Annotated in this window: 23 protein-coding genes; 6 read left to right on the top strand and 17 right to left on the bottom strand. The window is 37.9% G+C overall.

What is annotated here, in order from left to right; genetic code table 11:
• Positions 1-48 precede the first annotated feature (48 nt).
• On the bottom strand, positions 49-441 hold the full coding sequence (locus SJY09_RS12415; protein ID WP_396636035.1) for a carboxypeptidase-like regulatory domain-containing protein: 393 nt from the start codon (positions 439-441) through the stop codon (positions 49-51).
• 167 nt (positions 442-608) lie between these two features.
• On the opposite strand from SJY09_RS12415, the gene dgt reads away from it, so the two are divergent.
• Positions 609-1,952 carry a dGTP triphosphohydrolase gene (gene dgt, locus SJY09_RS12410; RefSeq protein WP_396636034.1) on the top strand — a complete coding sequence of 448 codons (1,344 nt, stop codon included), beginning with the start codon at positions 609-611 and terminating at the stop codon, positions 1,950-1,952.
• Here dgt and SJY09_RS12405 read toward each other — a convergent pair.
• Both SJY09_RS12405 and SJY09_RS12400 read right to left on the bottom strand, forming a co-directional pair.
• The gene (locus SJY09_RS12405) at positions 1,949-3,076 is read right to left on the bottom strand and encodes a DUF3078 domain-containing protein (protein ID WP_396636033.1); all 1,128 of its coding nucleotides are present in this window, start codon (positions 3,074-3,076) and stop codon (positions 1,949-1,951) included. The two genes, dgt and SJY09_RS12405, sit on opposite strands and share 4 nt — an antisense overlap.
• Positions 3,073-4,839, bottom strand: coding sequence for a 1-deoxy-D-xylulose-5-phosphate synthase (locus tag SJY09_RS12400; RefSeq protein ID WP_396636032.1), 1,767 nt, complete (start codon positions 4,837-4,839; stop codon positions 3,073-3,075). Before SJY09_RS12400 ends, SJY09_RS12405 begins: the two co-directional genes overlap by 4 nt.
• A 97-nt stretch (positions 4,840-4,936) precedes the next feature.
• Between SJY09_RS12400 and SJY09_RS12395 the strand changes: the two genes are divergently transcribed.
• Positions 4,937-5,380, top strand: a complete 444-nt coding sequence (locus tag SJY09_RS12395; RefSeq protein ID WP_396636031.1) for a nucleoside deaminase — start codon at positions 4,937-4,939, stop codon at positions 5,378-5,380.
• A 103-nt stretch (positions 5,381-5,483) separates the two neighbouring features.
• Here SJY09_RS12395 and SJY09_RS12390 read toward each other — a convergent pair whose 3' ends face one another.
• The 4 genes from SJY09_RS12390 to aspS form a co-directional block, all read right to left on the bottom strand.
• Positions 5,484-5,675: a cold-shock protein gene (locus tag SJY09_RS12390; RefSeq protein WP_396636030.1), complete on the bottom strand. Its 192-nt coding sequence runs from the start codon at positions 5,673-5,675 to the stop codon at positions 5,484-5,486.
• Between the two features lie 70 nt (positions 5,676-5,745).
• On the bottom strand, positions 5,746-6,012 hold the full coding sequence (locus SJY09_RS12385; protein WP_396636029.1) for a hypothetical protein: 267 nt from the start codon (positions 6,010-6,012) through the stop codon (positions 5,746-5,748).
• Positions 6,013-6,035: 23 nt separating this feature from the next.
• On the bottom strand, positions 6,036-7,823 hold the full coding sequence (locus SJY09_RS12380) for a chloride channel protein (RefSeq protein ID WP_396636028.1): 1,788 nt from the start codon (positions 7,821-7,823) through the stop codon (positions 6,036-6,038).
• Positions 7,824-7,917: 94 nt separating this feature from the next.
• Positions 7,918-9,666, bottom strand: coding sequence for an aspartate--tRNA ligase (gene aspS / locus SJY09_RS12375; RefSeq protein WP_396636027.1), 1,749 nt, complete (start codon positions 9,664-9,666; stop codon positions 7,918-7,920).
• A gap of 256 nt (positions 9,667-9,922) precedes the next feature.
• On the opposite strand from aspS, the gene SJY09_RS12370 reads away from it, so the two are divergent.
• Positions 9,923-10,270, top strand: a complete 348-nt coding sequence (locus SJY09_RS12370) for a toxin-antitoxin system YwqK family antitoxin (RefSeq protein ID WP_396636026.1) — start codon at positions 9,923-9,925, stop codon at positions 10,268-10,270.
• Positions 10,271-10,338: 68 nt separating this feature from the next.
• Here the strand turns inward: SJY09_RS12370 and SJY09_RS12365 are convergent, their stop codons facing one another.
• The 7 genes from SJY09_RS12365 to SJY09_RS12335 form a co-directional block, all read right to left on the bottom strand.
• Positions 10,339-13,836 (bottom strand): efflux RND transporter permease subunit, encoded by a 3,498-nt coding sequence (locus SJY09_RS12365; protein ID WP_396636025.1) that lies wholly within the window; start codon positions 13,834-13,836, stop codon positions 10,339-10,341.
• Positions 13,837-13,929: 93 nt separating this feature from the next.
• Positions 13,930-15,102, bottom strand: a complete 1,173-nt coding sequence (locus tag SJY09_RS12360; protein WP_396636024.1) for an efflux RND transporter periplasmic adaptor subunit — start codon at positions 15,100-15,102, stop codon at positions 13,930-13,932.
• 25 nt (positions 15,103-15,127) lie between these two features.
• Positions 15,128-16,468 (bottom strand): TolC family protein, encoded by a 1,341-nt coding sequence (locus SJY09_RS12355; RefSeq protein WP_396636023.1) that lies wholly within the window; start codon positions 16,466-16,468, stop codon positions 15,128-15,130.
• Positions 16,469-17,074, bottom strand: a complete 606-nt coding sequence (locus SJY09_RS12350; RefSeq protein ID WP_396636022.1) for a TetR/AcrR family transcriptional regulator — start codon at positions 17,072-17,074, stop codon at positions 16,469-16,471. It lies immediately after the preceding gene.
• Between the two features lie 84 nt (positions 17,075-17,158).
• On the bottom strand, positions 17,159-17,308 hold the full coding sequence (locus SJY09_RS12345; protein ID WP_396636021.1) for a hypothetical protein: 150 nt from the start codon (positions 17,306-17,308) through the stop codon (positions 17,159-17,161).
• Positions 17,308-17,715 (bottom strand): hypothetical protein, encoded by a 408-nt coding sequence (locus SJY09_RS12340; protein ID WP_396636020.1) that lies wholly within the window; start codon positions 17,713-17,715, stop codon positions 17,308-17,310. The genes SJY09_RS12345 and SJY09_RS12340 overlap by 1 nt, the downstream gene beginning before the upstream one ends.
• A 3-nt stretch (positions 17,716-17,718) precedes the next feature.
• Positions 17,719-18,258, bottom strand: a complete 540-nt coding sequence (locus SJY09_RS12335; RefSeq protein WP_396636019.1) for an RNA polymerase sigma factor — start codon at positions 18,256-18,258, stop codon at positions 17,719-17,721.
• A gap of 141 nt (positions 18,259-18,399) precedes the next feature.
• Here SJY09_RS12335 and SJY09_RS12330 point away from each other — a divergent pair, with 141 nt between their 5' ends.
• A complete protein-coding gene (locus tag SJY09_RS12330) occupies positions 18,400-19,374 on the top strand; it encodes a polyprenyl synthetase family protein (RefSeq protein ID WP_396636018.1) in 975 nt (324 codons plus the stop codon).
• On the opposite strand, the gene SJY09_RS12325 is transcribed toward SJY09_RS12330, so the two are convergent.
• The gene (locus SJY09_RS12325; protein WP_396636017.1) at positions 19,371-20,519 is read right to left on the bottom strand and encodes a lycopene cyclase family protein; all 1,149 of its coding nucleotides are present in this window, start codon (positions 20,517-20,519) and stop codon (positions 19,371-19,373) included. The genes SJY09_RS12330 and SJY09_RS12325 overlap by 4 nt on opposite strands.
• A gap of 54 nt (positions 20,520-20,573) precedes the next feature.
• A complete protein-coding gene (locus SJY09_RS12320; protein WP_396636016.1) occupies positions 20,574-22,835 on the bottom strand; it encodes a TonB-dependent receptor domain-containing protein in 2,262 nt (753 codons plus the stop codon).
• A gap of 108 nt (positions 22,836-22,943) precedes the next feature.
• Between SJY09_RS12320 and SJY09_RS12315 the strand changes: the two genes are divergently transcribed.
• Both SJY09_RS12315 and SJY09_RS12310 read left to right on the top strand, forming a co-directional pair.
• Complete coding sequence (locus SJY09_RS12315) at positions 22,944-23,606, top strand: metal-dependent transcriptional regulator (RefSeq protein WP_396636015.1); 663 nt, start codon at positions 22,944-22,946, stop codon at positions 23,604-23,606.
• A 31-nt stretch (positions 23,607-23,637) separates the two neighbouring features.
• Complete coding sequence (locus tag SJY09_RS12310; RefSeq protein ID WP_396636014.1) at positions 23,638-24,459, top strand: ZIP family metal transporter; 822 nt, start codon at positions 23,638-23,640, stop codon at positions 24,457-24,459.
• A 1-nt stretch (position 24,460) separates the two neighbouring features.
• On the opposite strand, the gene SJY09_RS12305 is transcribed toward SJY09_RS12310, so the two are convergent.
• Positions 24,461-25,594 carry an efflux RND transporter periplasmic adaptor subunit gene (locus tag SJY09_RS12305; protein ID WP_396636013.1) on the bottom strand — a complete coding sequence of 378 codons (1,134 nt, stop codon included), beginning with the start codon at positions 25,592-25,594 and terminating at the stop codon, positions 24,461-24,463.
• Between the last annotated feature and the right edge of the window lie 6 nt (positions 25,595-25,600).

Here is a 25,600-nt window from a genome sequence, read left to right as displayed (position 1 = left end):
CAGCTCTTGAATACAAAAAGTATAAATGGCCATAAAGTATATACTGAATTACTTTTTAAAACCCCTAATTTCGGTTGATGCGGTAGTAGTGTTTTTTTCTGCCGTTGTAGCCATAGGAAGCATAGGTAACGATTTTACATACAAAGACTCCAAAACTTCTAAGCGTTCGCCTTCTTTTATTTCTATAGGCATTTCCACGCTATCATATCCCAAAAAGGATATCTGTACTATATAATTTCCTGGGGTAATTGCTGTAATTTCAAAATTTCCATTAAAGTTGGTCTGCGCTTTCCAAGAGGTATTTTTTATTGAAACAGATGCCATAAGTAATGGCTCATTGTACATTTCCGCATCCAATATTTTACCACTCAAAACACCGTTTGTTTGAGCTAAGCTTATGGACGCAATAAAGAAAGTTACTAGGACAATTACGTGTTTCATTCCATTGTTATTTTGAGAACATTGCAAATAACGGAACACAAGGTTAAATTAAGGTTAGCTAGTGGTTATTTGTTTATGTTCAAAAGGTTAAGATTATTATCGTTTTGGTTGTTTATCACGAAGTAAAAATTTCAAAAACTGTATCTTGCGGGGACTAAATTTTACTAATGAATTGGGAGCAATTACTATCCTTACGTAGAAAGGGAGATACAAATAAAAGACTTAGAAAAGAACAAGATGAAACTAGATTGGGCTTTGAAGTTGATTATGACCGCATAATTTTTTCTTCGGCATTCAGAAGTCTGCAAGACAAGACCCAAGTAATACCGCTTTCAAAAACAGATTTTGTACATACCAGATTAACCCATAGTTTAGAAGTCTCCGTTGTAGGGCGTAGCTTGGGAAGGTTGGCGGGTAAGAAAATATTGGAAAAACACCCTTATCTTAAAGAAACCCATGGCTATAAATTCAATGATTTTGGAGCCATAGTGGCTGCAGCTGCTCTTGCACACGACATAGGCAATCCTCCATTTGGTCATAGTGGAGAAAAATCCATAGGCGAATATTTTAGAACAGGAAGGGGTTTAAATTATAAGGAGCTGTTAAGTAAGAAACAATATCAAGATATTATAGATTTTGAAGGAAACGCTAACGGGTTTAAATTGTTGGCACAAGATAGGGCAGGCGTACTTGGAGGACTCCGTCTGAGCTATGCCACTTTAGGGGCTTTTATGAAATATCCAAAGGAATCCCTTCCTAAAAAACCGACCAAACATATTTCAGATAAGAAATTCGGTTTTTTTCAGACGGAAAAGCAAACTTTTGAAGGCATAGCGAATGATTTAGGGCTTTTACAGACTAGAAAAGGAACGTCTGTTTCGTATGCCAGGCATCCTTTGACCTTTTTGGTAGAGGCTGCGGATGATATCTGCTACACGATTATAGATTTTGAAGATGGTATTAATCTAGGTCTTATTTCGGAAGATTTTGCTTTGGAATACCTCATAAAACTTGTAAAGGACAGCATTAATACCAAAAAGTATCATTCTTTAGCTTATAAAGAAGATCGTTTAAGTTATTTAAGAGCTTTGGCAATTAATACCTTAATACAGGATGCTGTTTCAATTTTTATGGAGTTCGAGGAGCAGATTTTACAAGGTGATTTTGACGTATCTCTTTTAGATAAGAGTAAATATGATGCGCAAATAAAGGATATTATTGGAATAAGTATTGAGAAGGTGTATCGAGCTCAGGAAGTTGTTGAGAAAGAAATTGCAGGCTATAAAATCATTTCAAATATCCTTGATGTCTATATAGACGCTTTGGTTCAAAAAAAGAATGATAATGCCTCTAATTATCATAAGCTTATTGTTCAAACATTGCCCGAAGCATACCAAAACACCAATATTTCACTTTATGAAATTTTACTGAATACTTGTTGTTATGTCGCAAGTCTGTCGGATAGTAGTGCCGTTCATATTCATAATAAGATTCAAGGACGGGAACTTTAAAAATCGTAAGCAACCCCTACACCTAAAACTTGTTTAAACTGCAGCCTTGGTTCTCCAGGGTCGGTAACTATCCCGTCCGCATTTTTAACTTCATCAAAAAGAATGTCATCATCGTATATAAGATGCGTGCCTATGGTGGTTAAAATATACTTGTTCACCCTCATCTTAATATTTAGTTCCCAGTCTACATCTATATTACCAAAGCTAGAGAGGTAATCGGTATAAAGATTTAACCTGCTTTTTAAATCTATATTTTTAGCTAGATTTAGATTCCAATTATGGGTAATGAGAAATCCAAGTTCCAAGAGATGGTTTTCCCCTGGTGTAATGACATTTCCGTTCGCATCCAAAATAGCTTTTTCTACACCAAATGCTCCTCTATCTGCCAATCTTTGATCTAGAACAAATGTAGATTTTTGTGTTAATGGCGAAAGGTAAAGGTTAAACTTTTGATCTTGACTTATATAGGATGCTCCACCACCAAAAAATAAATATCCTGGAGCCATAAACCGGGATATTGGGGTAGTTCTGTCGGGATATTTAAAACCGTTTGAGAACTGCGTGTTAAAGTTCAATTGTACGGAATAGTACCAATTACTAATAGTGTCCCTTCGATAGCCCAGGTTGGAATTTAGACGTATCACATCTTCTGTTTTTCTTAATTTACGGCCTTCTTGTGCATTGAGGCCGTATCTTAAGTCCAAATTGTTATCCCATTTAAAGTATCGAAATTTGTAGTTTCGAGAAAATTTAAGGAAACCAAGGCCGCTTATAGCGTTGTCTCCACCCGCATTCCAGTTCACAAAGGCGGTTTCGCTAACATTTATTCCTAATTGATTTTCTTTTTGCCAAAAGGAGGGAACTCTAAATCTATTGTATCTGTCTTTAAGCGGTTTTGTTTTTTTAAACGAAATAACGGGATTGGTAAGGTTAACACCCCTTGGAATATGTTTTATTTTAGTGAGTGTCTTTCGTATAACTATTGTATCTATTACAGTGGTATCTACCGCAATACTATCAGGAACTATAGTAGATGGTATAGAATCTTGAGCGTTACTTAAGGCTAAAGCTAAAATGAACATCGTAAAAAGCCATACCTTCTTGTTATTAATCGTCTTAATCATATGATACGCCCTATATACTCTTTTATGGTTTCTTTATCTATTCCTGCTAAGGTATAAAGTTCCTCAATAGTTCCATGGGGTACAAATATGTCTGGAACACCAAATATCTTAACCTTTTTAGTGCTATTATTTTCGTTGGCAAATGCTACAACTCCACTTCCGAAGCCACCGATACTGCAACCATCTTCAATAGTAATAATTTGTTCGTAAGATTCAAATATTTGAGCTAGTCTTTTTTCGTCCATTGGTTTTATGAAAGGAAAATTATAATGTCCCAGCTTTTCGTTTTTATCAATCTCCGCAATTAAACTGGTTATCATGTTCCCAATGGGACCTGTGCTTAAAATTGCAATTTCACATCCTTTTTTTAGCTCAAAAGATTGGCCTACAGCAATTTTTTCCATGGGTTGTTTCCAGTTCATTATAGTACCGCGCCCCCTTGGGTACCTAATCGCGATAGGATGTTGAAGACCCAATTGGGAAGAATACATGATATTCCTAAGTTGTATCTCGTTCATTGGGGCACAGATGATAAGATTAGGAATGCACCTTAAATAAGCAATATCAAAAACACCATGATGGGTAGGACCATCCTGTCCTACGATTCCTGCTCTATCCAGACAAAAGATTACAGGGAGGTTTTGTAAGGCAACGTCATGTATCACCTGGTCATATGCGCGTTGTAGAAAGGTCGAGTAAATATTACAAAAGGGAATTAGCCCTTGTGTTGCCATCCCTGCTGCCATGGTTACGGCGTGTTGTTCGGCAATACCCACATCAAAAGCGCGCTCAGGAATTTCTTCCATCATAAACTTCAGTGAACTCCCGGTTGGCATAGCTGGCGTAATACCCACTATACGTTCGTTATCTTTCGCTAAGGCTACCAACGTGTGCCCAAATACGTCCTGATATTTAGGAAACTGATCACCCTGAGGTTTTTGAGCCAATTCGCCTGTTTTTTTGTCGAATTTACCTGGAGCATGGTATACGACCTGATTCTCTTCTGCCTTTTGAAGTCCTTTGCCTTTGGTGGTTATAACATGTAGTAATTTTGGGCCAGGAACAGATTTTAACCGACTTAACTCCGCTATGAGCACATCGATATTATGTCCATCAATAGGACCGGTATAGTTGAGGTTCAGGCATTCAAAAATGTTCTCATCCTTGGCGATGCCCTTTTTAACGTTGGTGAGGTAGTTCTTAAGCGCTCCTACGCTAGGATCTATACCAATAGTGTTATCATTAAGGATTATGAGGACATTGGCATCCGTAACACCTAAATGGTTTAATCCTTCAAAAGCCATTCCGCTTGCAATGGATGCATCTCCGATAACAGCAATATGTTGTTGTCGCTTTTTTCCTTGTAGTTGTGCCGCTATGGCCATGCCCAGTATAGCCGAAATAGAGGTAGAGCTATGCCCGGTCCCGAAGGTATCGTAAGGGCTTTCGTCTCGTTTAGGGAAGCCACTGATTCCGTTTAATTGCCTATTGGTGTCAAAAATTTCCTTTCTGCCCGTTACTATTTTATGACCATATGCTTGGTGACCTACATCCCATATCAGTTGGTCATCGGGAGTGTTGAATATATAATGTAGTGCAATGGTAAGCTCAACAACACCTAAACTTGCTCCCAGATGCCCTTCTTTAGCTGATACAATATCTATTATGAAAGTTCTAAGTTCTTTTGCCAGTGCAGGCAATTGATGCGTGGGTAGCTTTTTTAAATCAGCCGGTGAGTTGATATGGTCTAAAAACGTATTCAAATTGAAGTGCTAAGTCACAAAAATACTTCTTTTCGTAAGGTATACAATTGTTTTAAAGCCTTAGTTATTAAAGCTTAGCTTGTCGTATTTTTGATGTATGATTTTACCGTACGACGATACATATTTTATGAGAAAGGCCCTGCAGGAGGCAGAATATGCCTATGAAAACGATGAAATACCTGTTGGTGCGGTTATCGTTGTCAAGGATAGAATTATTGCTAGAGCCCACAATCTAACAGAACAGTTGAATGATGTTACGGCGCATGCCGAGATGCAGGCCATTACCGCAGCTGCTAATTTCTTGGGTGGAAAATATCTTAAGGATTGCACGTTGTATGTGACCCTAGAGCCGTGTCAAATGTGTGCAGGAGCACTTTATTGGAGTCAAATCGGTAAGATTGTCTTTGGTGCAAAAGATCAACAAAGAGGGTGTGAAGTTATGGGTACAAAATTGCATCCTAAAACGGTCATCACAGGAGGAATTCTGGCAACGGAGTCCGCAGAACTCTTACAACGTTTTTTTGAAAAGAGGCGTAAATGATATCATTCTAGGAAATACCTTTATTTATATAAGAGCTAGGGCTACTAAAAAAGAAACCACGCCTAAACGTGGTTTTTAATTTGTACATAATAGCGTACGTAGCTTAAAGGACTTGTACTTGTCCTGCGACTACTCCTTTTCTTCCTTCTTCCTCAACGTAGGCTACTTTGTCCCCTTCTCTTAGTTCTGTTCCGTTAAGCGCGGTTGCATGGACAAAGATGTCCTTTCCAGTGTCGTCATTGGTAATGAAGCCATATCCTTTGGATTCATTAAAAAATTTAACTGTGCCAGTCATGAAAATAAAGATTAAATGTTAGTACTCTAATTTAATCTTTTTTTGATTAAGAAACGTTATGTGGAAGAAATTAATTAGATGGATTATCCTGATTATCAGTATTTTTAGGCTCTTTTCCTTGCATTTTTCTCACGTTTTCTTCTGTAAGCATATAGTCGTTCCACTTTCTAGTTTTACTCTCTTTGTATAGAAAAAGTGGCATGGCGACAAGAAATAAAGTTAGCGTACCTGAGCCTATAAATTTATCTGCCATCGCCTCTTCTTTTTCATCTAAGGAAAAGCCATAAATAATTAAGCCAAAAGCTATGCAGACAATAAGCGAAATCAGATATTTCATAGTGCAAATTTACAGAATGAAAATTAGTTACTTGTAAAATTGATAAGCTCCCTGCGATAGGCCGTTAGTAATTTGGATTTGGAAACGAACCCTTCGTATTTACCGTTTTTAATTACTGGGAGGTTCCATGCACCGCTATCCTGAAATTTTTGCATCACCTGTTGCATACTATCCTTGCCATGGAAAATATGTTCTGGAGCGTTGTGCATAAAAGTTTCTACGCGTGTTGTTTTATATAGCGAAGTGTCGAACATAAATTCACGGATATCATCCAAAAGAATAATACCTACCAAGGAATTTTTATTATCTACAACAGGAAATATATTTCTAGCTGATTTAGCAACAGACTCATGTAGCATAGCTCCCAGCGTCATATCTGGATGTACGGTTTTAAAGTTTTTTTCAATGATATCATCAAGCTGCATTAGCGTTAAAACCGCTTGGTCCTTGTTATGTGTCAACAAATCACCACGCTCTGCCAATTCTCTAGTATAGATAGTATAGTCTATAGCATTTTTGGTGATGATATATGAAATCGAAGCGGTAATCATCAAAGGAACAAAAAGCTCATAGCCGCCTGTAATCTCCGCTATTAAAAAAATTGCCGTTAAAGGCGCATGTAGTACACCTGCGATAAGACCTGCCATCCCTATTAAAGTGAAATTACTTTCCGATACCGTAAAACCAAGACCTAGATTATTAATGACCTTTCCCACAACATTACCCAAAGCACTGCCCATAACCATAGTAGGTATAAAAATACCTCCTGCACCTCCCGCCGCTAAAGTTGTGGTCATGGCTACCGCCTTGAATATGGTAATTCCAAATAGCAAAGCAATAACTACCCAGATATTATCCATAAAAGCATCAAAAGGCGTAGTGCCTAGCGCAAGTAGATGATTGCCATCTAACAAATGATTTATGAAACCGAAACCCTCACCATAAAGGGGAGGAATGAAATAGAGCATGATGCCAATAGCTAAACCACCAACTAACAAACGGTATTTTGGGCTTTTAAGGGGTTTAAAAAGCTTCATAATACCAAAATACATCTTGGTAAAGTAAATAGACGCTATTGCTGTGCCCACACCAAGTAAAATGTAGAATAAAGTATCTTTTATCTCGAAGGATTGTGTAATGGTGAATTTGAAAAGAACTTCGTTACCCAGAAAAAAATAGGAGGTCAGTACGCCAGAGATTGATGCGAGTAGAAGGGGCAACATGGAAATCATGGTCAAATCCAAACTAAAAACTTCCACTGCAAAAATTATTGCGGCAATGGGTGCCTGAAATATGGAGGATATTGCTCCCGCCGATGCGCAGGCAATTAATAGCGACCGTGTCTTTGTATTAATATGAAAAAGTTGTCCAAGATTGGAGCTAATAGCCGCTCCCGAAGCTACCGCAGGTCCCAATAGCCCTACAGAACCACCAAATCCTACCGTTAGTGGGGCCGCAATGAGTTGTGTTAAAACCTGTTTTTTGCTAATGATGCCTTTATTTTTTGAAAGCGAAAATAAGATTGAGGATACTGCGTGCTTCAACTTTTCTTTATGCACGTATTTTACATAGAGAAAAACAAAGGTTAGGCCTAGAATGGGAAGTATAAAATAGAGCTGATTCCTGGTTAGGATAATCCCATTTTCTAAAGATGCCTCTATGAAATAAGTAATATTCTTTAACGTGACCGAAGCCAGGCCTGCCAATAGACCAACGATGACACTAAGTAGGTATATGAATGTCTTGTTGGAAATATGCTTGTATCTCCATTTGTAAATACGTTTTAAAAGACTGTTTTTTTGGTTGGGCATAGCCATGCTTTACCTCTTAAAAGTAATCTATTTTGTTAGATCATCTTTTAAGTAAAGTAAATCCTTACTAAAATAAATAACCTTTAGATTTGAATTATATATCCAACTTCAAATTCAATTCCTTCAATTGCTCTTTATCAATAGGGGCGGGGGCATCTATCATTACGTCGCGCCCACTGTTATTTTTAGGAAAGGCGATAAAATCACGTATGGTTTCCTGTCCGCCAAGAATGGCAACCAATCTATCCAAGCCAAAAGCAATTCCACCATGTGGTGGGGCGCCGTATTGAAAAGCATCCATTAAAAATCCAAATTGTGCCTTTGCTTCTTCTGGTGTAAAACCTAAGTGTCGGAACATGGTCGCTTGGGTTTCCTTATCATGAATACGTATAGAGCCTCCACCTATTTCATTACCGTTTAATACCAAATCATAGGCATTGGCGCGCACCGCTGCTGGGTAAGTCTCCAATAATTCTAATTGACCGGGTTTTGGAGAAGTAAATGGATGATGCATGGCATGGTAATGACCCGTTTCTTCATCTAACTCCAATAAAGGGAAGTCTATCACCCACAAGGGTGCAAATTCAGTGTTTTTTCTAAGGCCTAATCGTGTCGCTAGCTCCATACGCAAAGCACTTAATTGCGCTCTTACTTTATTGGTAGCACCCGATAATACACAAATTAAATCCCCTGGTTTAGCATTGGTCGCCTCCGCCCATTTGGCTAAATCTTCTTGGTCATAGAATTTATCTACGGAAGATTTGAAACTACCGTCCTCATTACATCTACAGTACACCATACCTAGTGCGCCTACCTGTGGTCTTTTAACCCAATCCGTTAGTTTGTCTATTTCTTTTCTCGTGTAAGAATTTCCTCTGGGAACGGCTATACCGACGACTAGCTCTGCTGAATTAAAAACGTTGAATTCTTTGTGTTGTGTTACTTCGTTTAGTTCCCCGAATTCCATTCCAAAACGAATATCTGGTTTGTCGTTACCATATTTTGCCATGGCTTCATCAAATGTCATTCTTGGGAAACTGTCGATTTCTACCCCTTTAACTTCCTTTAATAAATGTTTCGTTAATCCTTCAAAAGCACTTAAAATATCTTCCTGCTCCACGAAGGCCATTTCACAATCTATTTGTGTAAATTCTGGCTGTCTATCGGCACGTAAATCTTCATCTCTAAAACACTTTACAATCTGAAAATATTTATCCATACCGCCCACCATAAGTAATTGCTTAAAAGTCTGTGGTGATTGTGGCAATGCATAAAACTGTCCTTCGTTCATACGACTGGGGACCACAAAATCGCGAGCACCCTCTGGTGTGGATTTTATTAAATAAGGAGTTTCTACCTCTATGAAATCTTGGTTGGAAAGATACTTTCTAACCTCCATGGTAACCTTACTTCTAAAGATAAGGTTGTCTTTAACCGGGTTTCTGCGAATATCTAAATAGCGGTACTTCATTCGAAGATCTTCGCCGCCGTCAGTTTCGTTTTCTATGGTAAAAGGGGGAGTTTTGGAGGTGTTCAGAATTACTAGCTCTTCTACAAGTACTTCTATATTTCCCGTTGGGATGTTCGGATTTTTAGAGGCACGTTCAATTACTTGCCCTTTCACTTGGATTACGAATTCCCGACCCAGATTTCTGGCTTGTTCCAATAATTCGGGAGAAGTTCTGTCCGCATCGAATACTAATTGCGTAATTCCATAGCGATCACGAAGGTCTACCCAAACTACAAAACCCTTATCTCTAGTTTTGGATACCCACCCTGAAAGTGTTACACTATTGGTGATATGCGATTCTCTCAATTCTCCACAGGAATGGCTTCTATACATCGTAGTTTCTTTAAGTAAAGAGCAAATTTAAGAAGTCTAATCCATTAAAGATGTATCTAAAATGGAGGTTTTATAGTTGAAGGATATGATTTAAAGGCGTTAAAGTAATTCAGTTATAAGACTGAAAATCAATTAATTGCCTATTTAATGTAAATTTAATGTAAATTAAATGTTATTTAAAAATTGATTTAATGTAAAATAATCTTAACTTTGTAACGTTAATGTTAGATAAATATCAATTTTAAAAAATAATATCATGAGAAAAATACTAATTATGGCCTTAATGGCATTTTCATTTGGAGCTTTCGCTCAAGACATAGCGCCTAAGTTTGAAAAAGAGGGCAATATGGTAAAAGCAACTTACTTTCACGCCAATGGTGAAGTTGCTCAGCAAGGGTATTTTTTAAACCAACAGTTAGAGGGAGAGTGGAAGATGTATGACGAAAATGGAGCTAGAGTTGCCATGGGGAATTATTCTAACGGTGTAAAAACTGGTACTTGGATGTTTTGGGAAGGTGATGCCGTAAAGGAGGTAGATTTTAACAACAATAGAATTGCTGCCGTTACCGATGCAAAGCAAAAAAAATCTCTAGTTAAAAATTAAAATTAGCATAACCCATAAAAAAGCCTGTACTTTAAAAGTACAGGCTTTTTTGATTACTACCCGTGTGCTTAAGCTGCCGCTTCTAAAGCTTCTGTTTTGTCATTTCTACTTCCACGCCCACGTACAGAAGTTTTAATTCTATATACAATATTGAACAATACGGGTACAATAATCAGGGTAAGGAAGGTGGCCACGATTAGACCGAAAATTACCGTCCAAGCTAAGGGTCCCCAGAAAATAACGTTATCACCGCCTATATAAATCTTTGGGTCAAACGATGAGAATAGCGAAAAGAAATCTATATTCAGTCCAATTGCTAGAGGTATCAAACCAAGTACCGTAGTAATAGCTGTTAGTATTACAGGTCTTAGTCTTGCTTTTCCACTCTTTACTATTATATCCGTGGCTTCTTCCATAGGAAGTAAATCTTTATCATCTAAATCTAACTTTACCTTTCTACGGTCAATCAATATCTGCGTATAATCCAACAGTACAACACCATTATTTACCACAATCCCCGCAAGGGAAATGATACCCATCATGGTCATTAGAATCACGAAGGACCAACCAGTAATCATAAGTCCACCAAAGACACCAATAAAACTCAGGAAAATAGCAATCATAATAATTAACGGTTTGGAAATACCACCAAACTGAAAAATGAGAATTAGCATAATAAGACCGAGCCCTGAGAAAAATGCGCCTACCAAAAAGTTCATTTGTTTGTTCTGCTCTTCAATTTCTCCGGTAAAATCGACTTTTACGGTATCTGGAATACCTTCATAGTTTTCCATCACTTTTTTAATTTCATCAACTACCAAAGCTGGGTTACCACCTGCCTTAAGTCCGGAATAAACCGTAACCACACGATTACCATTCCTGTGCTTTATTGCGCTATAACCTGATGAGTTTTTCTGTGATGCTACAGCGGATACGGGAACTTCCTTAATCTGACCAGTGGCAGCATCTCTAAAAATGATATTTTGATTGAACAGGGCATTCTTGTCAAATCGGATATCTTCATTGAAGCGGACATTAATATCATAATCGTCTCCGTCTAACTTATAAACACCCGCTTTTTCACCAAATAGGGAACGTCTTAATTGTTGTCCTACCTGACCAACGGCCACGCCTAATTCTCCGGCTTTTTGACGATCTACGATAACTTGCATGGAAGGTTTGCTCTTATTTACGTCAATCTTCAATTCCTCTATAAAAGCAATATTTTTTGTATTGATGAAGTTTCTGATGTCTTCAGCAGTTCCGATCAACTCATTATAATCTTTCCCTTCTAGCTCAATATTCACGGGGTATCCTGGAGGTGGACCGTCAGCATTTTTTTCAACAGAAATTGATACACCTGGATAAATACCTGTTAAGGTTTCCTGTATTTTGCCGCGAAGCTTTTCCGTGTCCAGACCATTGCGGTATTTGTATTCGCGCATTGATACGGTAACCTTTCCCCTGTGGGGCATCTCTGCAGAGGAGCCACCATCTGTTTGGGGATTTCCAGCACCTTCTCCAACTTGGGATACCGCAGATTCCACCAAATAATTTTCTCCTGCAGGATCAATATACATTGCTCTGTTCACTACTTCATAAACACGGTCTTCAATGGCCTTGGTAAGCGTGTTCGTTTTTGAAATAGAAGTCCCTTCCGGATATTCTATGTAGACATATATTTCATTTGGTGTGTTTTCCGGAAAGAATTCAATTTTTGTTCTACCAGAACCGATTGACATTCCAAAAAGCATAAACGTTGCTATTAATAAGGCAAAGGTTATGCCAAAATACCAGTACACATTTTTGCCTCTCAATGCATGTTTTATGCGTCTTTCGTACCAGTTTTCAAAACGTACCATGGTACTGTTCTGAAATTTCGTTGCCCATTTCTTAATGGCATATTTGTAAACCCAAAATAAGATAGCGGTAAAAATCATTACCGTGCCTAGCCCTCTCATGGCACCACCGAACAGGAGTATTAAAATACCAAAGCCACCTAATATGGCGCTTATACGCAGTAGTTGTTTTTTAGTGAGTTCTTTTTCCTCCGTATCCATAAATTGGGAAACCAACATAGAATTCATGAAAATTGCTACGAATAAGGATGATCCCAATACAACGGATAGGGTTATGGGAAAGAAAATCATGAACTGTCCAAAGATACCTGGCCAAAAAGCTAATGGAACAAAAGCTGCCACTGTAGTAACAGTAGATATGATAATAGGGAACGCTATTTCGCCTATTCCTTTCTTTGCTGCCTCGGTGCGGCTCATGCCCTCACTCATTAAACGATATACATTTTCTACCACTACGATACCATTATCCACTAACATTCCCAGTCCCATGATCATTCCAAAAAGAATCATCGTATTTAGGGTATAACCAGCCAAATTTAGCACGGCAAAGGATATAAACATGGACATTGGTATCGCAAAACCCACGAATAGTGCATTCCTAAAACCAAGGAAAAACATTAAAACGGTAACAACTAGAATAATACCAAAGATGATATTGTTCACCAAATCATCCACCTGGTTCAAAGTTCTATCCGATGAATCATTGGCGATAGATATATTTAAATCGGCAGGATAGTAATCCTCTTGCGCTTTCTTCACAATTTCACGAATCTGTGTTGTTGCCGCAATTGTATTTTTACCGGACCGTTTTTTAATATCCAGCATCACAACACTCTCTCCAAATTCACGAGCGTAAGTGGTTTTCTCCTTTTCCTGAAAATATACCTTAGCGATATCTTTAAGGTAGACCGGACCATTGTCCGATTTTACTACAAAATTATTAAGCTCTTCTGGCTTTTCTATCTCGCCTAATACGCGAATGGTGCGTCTTTGTTCCGAGGTTTTTATATTGCCGGCGGACATGGTCATGTTTCCATTACTAATAGCGCCAATTACATCTTGGAAATTTACTTTGGCTGCCATCATTTTATATACATCAACAGCTACTTCTACCTCTTTCTTCTGAGCACCACGGATATCTACCTGTTTTATTTCTGGTAAATTTTCAATCTCTTCTTCTAAGTATTCTGCGAATTCCTTCAACTTTTCTACTGGATAATCTCCAGTGAAGTTTACATTCATTATGGGAAAGGATTCTGCCAAGTTTAGATCAAAGATATTCGGCTCTACTTTTGCTCCATTAAAAGTAGGCCAATCTTCACTGGCCTTTTCTCCATCTACTTCATCTTTTACTTTCTGTTTGGCCTGCTCAACAGTAATATCCTCATCAAATTCAACAGTGATTATAGAATAATCTTCCTGAGAGGTGGAGGTGGTTTCGACAACATTACTCACATTTTTAAGACGGTCTTCAAGAGGGTCGGTAAGCAGGCGTTCAATATCCTCAGCCGTATTTCCGGGGTAGGGGGTGCTCACGTAAATTTTGGTCTCTACAATTTCCGGATAATCTTCTCTGGGCATAGCTTGGTAACCTGAGTATCCTATTAAAAGGAAAAGGGCAATCATTACATATATTACGGAGGGGTTATCTATAGCCCAAGACGATAAGCTAAATTCTTTATCGGCGTTTTTCTTTTGTTTGCTCATTTTAAGTCTTTAGTTTTTGTCTTTACACAGGAGTAATTCCATCAAAGACATTTCTAGTTTTTGCTTAAGTATCCTATACTAACTATCTAGGGACTATTCCGTAGTTAAAATCTGCACGTTTTGGCCATCTTTTACGCTCCTTGCGCCTTCTTTAATCAATAAATCCCCATCTGTAATTCCAGATAAAACTTCAACCATATTACCTTGTGTGCGTCCTGTGGTTATAATACGTCTCTTCGCTGTTGCCTTGTCCTCTGCTCTATCGCTGGCAATATAAAGGTATTGTTGTCCTTCCGCATTCTCAGAAATGATTCCTTGTGGAACCAAAACTGCAGCCTCTGAGGAATAATCATTGAGGCTTACTTTTGCCGTTAAATTCGGCTTTATCGTATTATCCCTATTAGGAACAGCAACCTCTACTTTAAATGCCCTATTCCCTGGGTTAATAAAATTTCCGGTTTGCCTTATTTTAGAAATAATGGTGTCTCCTAATACCGGAAAATAAACCATGGCCGTATTTCCTTTTTTAATGGCACCTAAATAGGTCTCTGGAACATCAACTTCAATATACATATTGGAAAGGTTTACAATTCTAAAAACTTCTGAACCAGGCCCAGGGGCTACTACTGTTCCCTGATCTTTTATCACATTGTCGATTATACCTGAAAATGGAGCTCTAATGGTCGATTTTCCTAGCTGACTTCTAACCTGTTTTACAGTGCTTTGTGTTGCTTCATAGTTTGTTTTTGCCTGTAAATATTGTATTTCGGAACCAATTTTCTGATTCCAAAGACGCTCTTGCCTTTCAAAGGTTGTTTTGGCCAACTCTGCTTGGGTTTCTAGTTGTGAAAGTTGACTGGCCATACCGCCATCATCGATTGAAGCCAACAACTGCCCTTTGGATACCTGTTGTCCTTCTTTTACATAAACACGTTGCAATGTACCCTGCATTTCTGGGTAAATAAGCACATTCTGTTTTGTAGTAACATCGCCTTGAAGTTCCAAAAAGTGGTCAAATTTTTCTGCTTTAGCCGTAATTGTTGAAACAAGCGGAAGATTTCCTTCACCGGTCTGTGCGGCAATTGCGGAATCTAGCTGTTTGATTTCTTGTCCTAGGGTTTTGTAAGTTTCTGAAATCTCATTTTTCTTTTCCCTGATTGTTTCAAGGTTTCCTTCAGCAATAAGTTCGGTAACGGATTTTTCGTTTGAGCCTCCGCAAGCTGTTAATAGAATCGTTAGGAATAAGAAATAAATTATGTTTTTCATTGGTATTCGTTTTAGGATCGCTTCTTTATGATTTGTTGTTAAGTATAGTTTCTAAGGCTGTTTTTTTGTTAATGACCTCTACCATGCTTTGTAAATAACCTTGTTGGGCATCATAGAGCTGTGTTTGTGCTTGGCGAAGCTCAAAACTACTTGCAAGGCCTTCTGCATATTTAATTTGATTTTTGTTTTCTATACGTTCTGCAAGATTAAGGTTGCTCTTCGAAGTTTCATACTGTTCTATGGCCAAGGTGTAGTTGCTTTTTGCAGTCTGTAACTGAAGACGAATTTGTTGCTCGGCCTCGGTAAGTTGTGTCTTGGCTTTTTCTAAGGCTATTTTTGCTCTAGCTGTACTGGCACTTCTTTTTCCTGAACTGAATATTGGGATGCTCAAGTCAACACCGATAGCAGAAAATTCAAACCATTGTTGTCCGCTGTCAAAAAAGGAGAATTCCTCTCCGAACGATAGTCCTCCGTAGGATGCAAATGCGTTAAGCGTTGGTAAGGCTCTACTTTTTGCAAGCTTCCATTCAAAATACCGCTGCTCGTTTAGATTGGTGACTAATTTATAATCAACATTATTTTCAATTTTTAATTCACTTTCTAATAGATTAAAGTCTATTTGTGCTTCGGTAAGATTATCAAGGTCTTCCTTTAATTTAGTGGGAGCATCTAAATCAATACCCATAACTAAATTGAGCATTTGCCTTGTAATCTCTTCTAAACGCATTGCATTCTTTAATTGGTTTTCTATGGAGCTTAGTGTAATCTGTAATTGCTCAACGCTTTCTTCATCTCCCAACCCGTTTTCGTAGATTTTCGTCGTCTCAAAAAGTGTTTTTTCTAATGTTTCCTTATTCTTTCTTAGAATAAGCGCACTTTCTTGCGATAACAATACATTGCCATAGGCCTCTACTACTGCCTTTCTTACTTCTTGTTCGGTTTTTTCTTTATTATTAGCGCTATAACTTAAAAAGGCTTTTGTTGCTTGTACGCCTACTATGTAGGACCCATCAAAAAGTTGTTGTCTTAGAGTTGCTGCCGCATTTATTTGTTGTGGCTGACCAAAGACTACTTCTACGAAAGTTCCAGGTTCTCCACCTGCAATTTCTCCTGGTAATTGTACCACTTGTTGAATTAATTGATTCTGATAGCTAACTGCCCCTGTAATTTGTGGAAGTCCGGTGGCTATGGTTTCCCATTTTTGTTTTTTAGCGTCCAACACATCGCGATCAGCATTGATGGCACTATAATTATTCTCAAGGGCAAAGTTTATAGCTTCTTGAAGTGTAAAACTATAGGTCTTTTCTTGGGCAAAAGACCAACTACTTATGCACAATGCCAGTACTAGTAATCTGAATGATTGCATTTATTCTTGGTTTGAATTGATGATATTATTTAATATTTTTCGTCCATCTGGGGTCACAATACCCCTAAGATGATATTCTAGGTACTCATCCATTAATTTTCCTATTGGAAACTTACTCACAGGGAAAAGTTTAAGGTCCTTGATACTTGTAACCCCACTAAAATAAATGCGAGCGACAAAATCTATATTCAGATTTTCTCGGTATATGCCTTGATCTATTCCTCTTTTTATATTCTCTAACACACAATCCTCCATCATTTCATATTGTCTGTGACGCATAACTCCATGTATTTCAGGATAATACTTTTGTAATTGATATTGGGGTGAAGATTTCTCGCCCTTTAGATGTAGCATTACAAACTTTTTAATCTCGTACAGCTCTTCTATTGGGTTCTTTTTTAAGCCCCTAATAGTATCAATTCCACAAGAAATAGAACTTAAAAGATGAGCGGTACTCTCTTCAACAAGAGCCGTTTTATTTTGGTAATGACTGTAAATGGTTTTTTTAGAAATACCCATTTCCATAGCCAAATCATCCATGGTTACACTTTTGAAGCCTTGTTCTAAGAACAGTTCAGTTGCTTTATTTAGAATACTTTCTTTCATAGCGAAAGCAAATGTACATTAGGAAACTTTAAAAACATTTAAAGTTTCCTAAGTTTTACACTTTTTTAACATTGTCTTAATTTTTTATACCACCTTTTTGTGGAGGACGATTTCATCCTCAGGTTTTTCTTGTTCCACTATCGTATTTCTGGGTTTGGCATGAAGACTCCAGTAAAATGGTCTTGTTGGGTATCGATACTTTCTTTTTTTCGAATTATTTCTCGCTGCACTCATTACTCCTCTTTTTTAATTCTTTCTAAATAGTTTTTATACGCTTGTTCGCCCTCTTCTTTCCAGAATGCATCATAGTGTTTCCACTCGGAAAAATCTCTTCGAAGTGATCCGCATCTTTTAGAATTTGGTCGCTTCTTCGATTTGCTGCTACTTCCAGGTCCATCTCCACCTCCAAAACCAAAAATTATTTTGGCTAAAATTAAAATACCTACCGCTTGCCAATAGCCAACCAGTGGCAGGCCAAAAAGTTCTGGCATGAGCCAATTCCATAAACGCATGACAACGTAGCCTACCAAAAATGCAATCGCTAGCCCAAGGACTATAAAAAATAGTACCTTGAATGTTTTGGTGACGTAATATTTTACTTTGTTCTCTACCTGTCTTTCCAAATGATCTTTATACTCCATAACTTATTTTTTTATTTGTTCTATTTCTAAATGCTTTACTAATAATGATATTGCCCTATGTCTACGAGACATTAGTGTTCCTGGTGAAATTCCGGTTTCTTCCGAAATTTCTCTGTAGGTATATCCTTCGAAATCAACCGCAAGTATAATGTCTCTGTAAGGTGATTTCAAGGCTGTTATCGCTTGCTTCAATTTCTCCTTTAACTGCTCGGAATATGCCACCGTTGGCCCTTCATAGAACATTGCTGTGAAATCAGTCCAGAGCTGTTCAACTTCGCTTTCGTTTGTTATCCGCTCTTTTCTTGTTCGCATGATATCAATAATCCTATTTTTGACGGCATTGTATACAAATCCCCCCACATTTTTAATTGGGATGGCATTGGGAGGTCTTGAGAATATTCTGAGTGCCACATCTTGTATAATATCCTCCGCATCGCTTTCCGTAGTATGTTCAATTTTAGAACGTACATATCCTTTTAAAGACTGGTATTCATCTTTAAAAAAATTATTTAAATTATTGTTATCTTGTTTTTCAGAAACCATTAACGGTTTTTAAAGCGATGCTCATTAGTAAAGACGACGAATTAAAAATCTATTGCACTTTTCTACCTACTTTCTTCATATCATTCGACGGTTTTATGAACTATTTGTAACAATGGATGTATTTTTGATAAAAATTCGACTATGCTCTCCATAGAAAAGTATCGCAGTGTTTTCATATCTTATTTGGAATCAAAAACAGAAACCAAAGAGCCAAAAAACTTATACGCACCCATTACCTATATATTGAAATTGGGAGGTAAACGTTTAAGACCGGTGCTGGTTTTACTAACGGCGCAACTCTTTGAAAAAGACCATAATGATGCCTTAGATGCCGCATTGGCCATTGAAGTATTTCATAATTTTTCTTTGGTACATGATGATATTATGGATGATGCTCCCAAAAGACGTGGTAAACCTACGGTTCATGAAAAATGGGACATCAATACAGGTATTCTGTCCGGAGATGCAATGCTTATAATGGCTTATCAGCTATTCGAAAATTACGAAGTGCATATCTTTAAAAATCTCGCAAAATTATTTAGTAAAACAGCACTAGAAGTTTGTGAAGGCCAACAATACGATGTTGATTTTGAAACCAGGGAAGATGTTACCCTGCAGGAGTATCTTAAAATGATAGAATACAAAACCGCTGTTCTTGTAGCCGCTGCCATGAAAATGGGGGCTATTGTGGCAGAGGCCTCGGATAAATCTCAAGAGGAGATGTATTCCTTTGGTTTAAACTTAGGTATCGCTTTTCAGTTGCAGGATGATTATTTAGACGTCTATGGCGACCCTGAAACTTTTGGTAAGCAAGTTGGGGGCGATATTATAGAAAACAAAAAGACCTATCTTTTTATCAAGGCAATGGAAGCTGGTAGTACCAGTAATCGAAAGCAACTTCAGGACCTTTACTCCATACAGCCCAAAGAAACTGAGGGTAAGGTAGAAGCGGTCAAAACAATTTTTACTGAAAGCGGAGCAGCTGCCGCTACTCAGGAAGCCATCGTAAATTATACCAAAAAAGCCTTTGCAGTTTTAGAAGGTTTGGAGTTAACACAGGAAAAAAAGGATATTCTAAGAGCTTTTGGAGAGCATCTTATGCAGAGAACCGTTTAGAATAGACGTTTGATCAAAGCTTTTGTAAAAGGTATTTTAGGACAACCTAAAATATAATAGATGTCCTCAAAAATATTCGTATCCTCATCTAAAAATTTAAAAATTAATTGGGGGTCTCTTTTTTTGAATAGCTTTTGGAATATTAAATGGCCTTTTTCATTATCGCTATGAAGTACATCTAAAAGAAGCAGATCATAAAACCAAAATCTATTTTTAAAGCTTAACTCTTTTAAAGGCTTCCCTGTTTTTAAAAAAGCTATAAGTTGTGGAATTTTCTTTGAGGTGCTCATAAAGGTATAGCCTGTGCTAGGTTTTGCCCATCCGCCTGCCGTACCAATAAAGCGAATTCTATCCGTATGGTGTTCCTTAAAATCATAACAGGTCATAGGTATACTTCCTTGCTCTTTCTCTACTATTTCGTAATCAGAGCAATCTAATTTATCATGTAGATAGTCCTTTATTGCTTTCTCATACGCATCTTTGGGAAGCAGTTTTTCAGAGAATAGGGTATATTCAATCAGGGCGGTATCCGTACTGTACGGTAGTATATACATGAACCTTGTGTTTCCCTTTTGTGCGATAGAGAAATCCATATAAGTAGCCTGACTCGCATCAAAAACGGGCTTTTTAGTCTTTACTACCCATCCTATAAAATGCTGTTGAAGTACCGGATAAGTATTCTGACGGATCGCCATTTTATAGTCGAAAACACTATTCAATACTTCCTTCGCCGAGTAAGTATGCGCTGAAGTATGGATATGTACTTCGTTTTGTTTTTCATCTATACCGGTAACACTCTCGTTTTTAAAAGTGATATTAGGATAGGTTCTTATACGTGCTAAATACGCGGAATAGAAATCTATTCCACGGACCATTTTGTAGGTATATGGAGGTATAGCATACCGTTTTGAAAATCCCTTTCCCGCAAAGAAAATGTGATTCCATTCCTTGTAGATAATATCTTCGAATAAACCCGCTCCCTTTTCCCAAAAACACCAAGTACGGTCATTGGTTTCTTTTGTGTCCTTATCTAAAAGTAGAATTGATTTTTCTGCAAAGAAGGCATCTTTACCCATAGTGTCCGCAAGCATAAGTCCAGCAGCACCAGCTCCAATAATGATGTAATCGTATTGTAATTTGGGCATCAATCAAAAATAGCAATTAATACCCGGTTGTATTAAAATAACCCCTAGGTTTATTTAGTTAATTCGATACCGCATTCCAAAAAATCCCCGAATACCTTGGTTAGGACCATATACATAAGAAGGATCAAACGTAAGCGCATTAGGATTGTTTGGCGTTGCAACCGCGTTACCACTATTGTCAAAAGTCACTTCCCTATCAAAAGGATCGTTAGCTCGCGCAATAATGAAGGGATTATCCCTGTTAGGAGTCCAGTCCAAGAGGTTTTTAATACCGCCATAAAATTCAAAATCGGGTAAACCTTTGTAAGTGAACTGAATGTTTTGAATGCTCCAGACCGGGGAAAAATCACTTCGTGGGTCATTCTCACCTAGTACTGGTAGGCGCATGGGTCCGTAAAGATTCCCTGTGTAATCTACACTTAGTTTCAAGTTTCTGAAGGTGTAACCAAAATTCCAAGTTCCAGTATAACTTTCTGTCAAGATTTGCCTTTGTTTAATTCCGTTTTCGGTTTGGGCCACATCTTGAAAAGTAGCTCCGAGTAAAAATTTGAATCCGCTTGGAAAAACAACATCAATATTGGCACTAATACCTTGAGAGACAGATTTCCCATCTAAATTGTCATATATAATCTGATTGGGATTGGTGTCGTAATCCGGTAAGATGGCATTGCTAAAGTTAGTGTAAAAAGCGGATGCATCTAAACTTATAAAAGTACCATCGTCTCCATATATCTTTTTTAGATAATTAAGGTTAAAGTTAAACGAACGCTCCGGATTCAGTTCCTCTGTAACCACAACTTCCCTTGCTCCCGTTAAAGCTGCATGGTCCTCCGTAAAGAGATTTACAACTCTAAAACCTGTTCCCGCATTAAAACGTAGAATGTCGTTATCGGTTATCTTCCACCTGTAGGCTGTTCTGGGGGTAAAAATGTTGCCATGTCTTTGGTCATAATCATAACGCATGCCCAATAAAAGAGAATGCTTCTTGGAAAAGGCAATTTCATCTTGTACGAATAGGCTGGGAATAACTATTTCATCTGGCTCAATTGTAGCCGTTGTATTGTCGTCGTAGTAGTTGTAACGGAGTGCCGCACCAAATAATAAATCATGCTTACCCGATACTTTATCCCAAGTAAGTTGTGTAAAGCCTATTCTTTGGTCTGCCAAATACGAAAGATCCCCATAAACAGAGTTTTGATTATGGTCGTTGTACGAAAATGAAAGCATTACTTTTTCATCTATTGGCAGTTGATATTTTCCAATAACTTCCCACCTACGGGTGTAGATACTTTCACCATAAATCTCGTCTCCTCCTCTAAATCCTGGGGTCCATTGAAGCTCTCCTCCCCATCTATCCTCGTAAAAGAATCTTCCTGCTAAGGAAAATATTCTAGATTTATCACGTCTAAAATTCCACTTTTGAAAGATAGAAATACGGTCCTGTAAGGTTAGGTCAGTAAAATTATCTCCGTTATTATCTATTATTTCATCGTAGTTAAAATAATTGACCCCCAGTAGCATATCCGTTTTCTTTCCTACGGCTATCTTAGCCCCAACATCTAAGTTATATTCACCCCAACCGGTGGCAAAGGCATCGGCGAAAAAGTCTGGGGCTTCCAAAGAATTTTTTGTGATGATATTAATTAGTCCACCCACAGCTTCACTTCCGTATAAACTCGATGCCGGACCTTTAACAATTTCAATCTGGTCAATTAAGGAATTGGGTATCCCTGATAGGCCGTAGACAGTTCCTAAGCCACTTACTATAGGCATACCATCAATTAAAACCAAAGTATATGGCCCTTCTAGACCATTAATATGGATATCACCCGTGTTACAAACGTTGCAATTAATCTGTGGCCGTACTCCGTTTACGTTCTGTAAAGCTTCGAAAATACTTGCTGTAGGGTTCTTTTTTAGGAAGGTAGGGCTGTAAACTTCTACTGGCACAGGACTCTCTGACCGCCGTACTGCTTTTAGAGTGCCGGTTACGACCATTTCGTCTAATGCTTCCATCGAAGGAATGAGTTCAATATCTAAAAGTTGGGTTTGGCCCTTGCCGAGTTCAATGGTGGTGCTAAAAGGGTTATAACCAAGCATCGAAACTATTATTTTCTGTGTTCCAGCTTCAATATTATCTAATTGATATGTTCCATTCTCATCAGAGGAAGTACCGATTCGAGTGTTTTTAAGATAAATATTAGCAAATGGCACGGGATCTCCTTCCGCAGTAATGGTTCCTAAAACACTACTGTACTGCGCATTACAAAAAAAAGTGAATAGAAATAAAAAGGAGAGAAGTATATATTGTTTCATTAAAGTCTTAAAATAATATTTAAATAACTCAAAATATTAATTTAGACAAAGCTAAAAATTTGTTTTTATATATAAAAATGTATTTTAGCATATTATTTAAATTGGTTAATGACACTCTCTGAAGAAGACTATATCAAAGGTATTTATCACCTAAGTAAAGGTGAACAAATTGCGATATCTACTAATGCGATAGCCAAGCAGATGGATACCAAACCTTCTTCGGTAACGGATATGATCAAAAAACTATCTGATAAAGACCTTATTTTTTATAAAAAATACAAGGGAGTTTCATTAACGGAGCGGGGTAGGTTATCTGCCTTATCCATTATTAGGAAACATCGTTTGTGGGAAGTTTTCTTGGTAGAAAAATTAGATTTTGCCTGGGATGAGGTCCATGAAGTTGCGGAGCAGTTAGAACATATTAAAAGTGAGCAGCTAATCGATAAATTGGACGGTTATTTAGGAAGCCCAAAAGTAGACCCGCACGGAGACCCTATTCCTTCTAAGGACGGAAGGTTTACAAAATCGGTAAAAAAATTGATTAGTGAACTTCCTATTGGCAGTCAGGGAATATGCGTAGGTGTTAACGACTCTTCGGCTGCATTTTTGAAGTTTTTGGATAAGAATAAAATTGCATTGGGAGATACCTTAAAAATACTGGATAAAGAAGAATTCGATGGTTCGGTGTATTTAGAAACATCGCTCCAAAAACTACGAATTTCCTCCCAAATAGCTTCTAATTTGTTTTTAGAGATTATAGAACAGGAATGATTTTAATGATTGCGCATTTAGCTTATAATTTATGGAACAGGTAATAAACTATTTTGAATCTATTAACCCAATTTTAGCGGCATTTTACGCCACCCTTTTTACATGGGGATTAACCGCTCTTGGAGCCGGACTGGTTTTCTTTTTCAAAAATCCGAATAGAGCGGTAATGGACGGCATGCTTGGTTTTACGGGAGGAGTTATGGTCGCTGCTAGTTTTTGGAGTCTCTTGGCTCCGGGAATTGAAATGAGTCCAGGCGAAGGATTCGTAAAAGTAATTCCGGCTGCCGTAGGATTTGCCCTTGGCGCTTTGTTCTTGTTTGGATTGGATAAAGTTTTACCGCATTTGCATTTGAATTTTAAGGAAAGTGAAGCAGAAGGTGTAAAGACACCATGGCATAGAACCACGTTATTAACGCTAGCCATAACCTTGCATAATATACCGGAAGGTTTGGCCGTAGGAGTTCTTTTTGGGGGGGTAGCGGCAGGTTTTGATGGTGCAACCATAGGAGGTGCCGTAGCTTTGGCTCTAGGTATTGGTCTTCAGAATTTTCCAGAGGGTTTTGCAGTTGCGATGCCATTGCGTAGGCAGGGGCTAACACGAGGAAGAAGTTTTATGTACGGTCAGGCATCTGCTGTAGTAGAACCGATTGCGGCCGTTATAGGTGCGTGGGCCGTGTTAACTTTTCAACCTATTTTACCTTATGCGCTTTCATTTGCCGCAGGAGCCATGATTTTTGTTGTCGTGGAAGAAGTGATTCCAGAAACCCAACAAGACAAACATTCAGATATCGCTGTTTTGGGCTTTATCGGGGGTTTTATTGTTATGATGACTTTAGATGTTGGGCTAGGATAGGCTACTCCCCAAAAATATCAAAAGCTCCTTTCGTCAAAAAGATATCGGAATCCGAGAATTGCGAAACATCTGTAACTATAGTAAGCCCATCAACGGAGTTTCCGGGTTGTATTTCTAAAGATTCAAAAGTATAACTTGAATCACTAGTCGTTGTGTTTCGAAGCACAAAAAACTTACCTTCTTGCTCTACAATGGCCTCTGAAGGTAATGCCCTAGCAATGCTGTTTTCGGTAATAATAGCTGCATCCACGAACATGCCCGTTAGAAATTTCTGTTGTTCTTTTTGCAAATGTCCATGAACTTTAATTGTTCTGTTTTTTCCAATAGAAGTGCCAATTAAGTAAACTTCTGCTTTGAAGGTGTTTTCCGAAGCTTCAGGAATTTGAAATTGAATAGGCTGTCCTTTGCGGATTCTCATAATATCTTTTTCAAAAACCGAAAGCTCTATATGTATATGGTCATTGTCGATAATTTCAAGAATGGATGATGCAGGCGATACATAAGTGCCTTTAGTTACATTCATTTGCGTAATGCTACCGCTAATAGGAGCATAAATGCCTACAGAAGTGTTGATGTTTCCTTGTTCCACTTTTTCTGGTGAAATATTCAGCATCATTAGCTGTTTTTTAAGACCGGTGTATCTTGCCTTTGCGGTTTTATATTCGCTTTCCGCTTTTAGAAAACTCTTTTGAGAGGTAATGTTTTCTTGTTTCAAGGTCTGTTGCCGTTCATATTCCACTTTTAAATAGATAAGTTGTTGTTTTACCTCTAGGTAGTTTTGTTGAAGGGTAATAAATTCAGGATTTTCCACAGTGACCAATAACTGCCCCTTTTTTACGATATCTCCAATAAGTAAAGGTGTTTGTTGAATGTAACCGCCCATCATGGCACTCACGACCGCTCTGTTTTCAGGAGGAACATCAATCATACCATTGGTTTGTACCATGACGGGAAAGGCTTTTTCTCTGAGCTTTCCCAAAAGCATACCGCTGCTGTTGAACTGTTCTTTGGTGATGGATATAATGCCATCTTCACTTAGCGTTTCATCAACACTTGGTATAGCGGTTTTATTCTCTCTACAGCTTGTGAGAAATAAGGTATAAACTATAAATAGGGTATAGATTGTTCTTTTCATGGTTAT

It is taken from the genome of Maribacter sp. R77961 (assembly GCF_044594925.1).
Classification (GTDB): Bacteria; Bacteroidota; Bacteroidia; order Flavobacteriales; family Flavobacteriaceae; genus Maribacter.
Note: the sequence above shows the minus strand (reverse complement) of the source record. Positions and strands in the feature narration are given on the sequence as shown.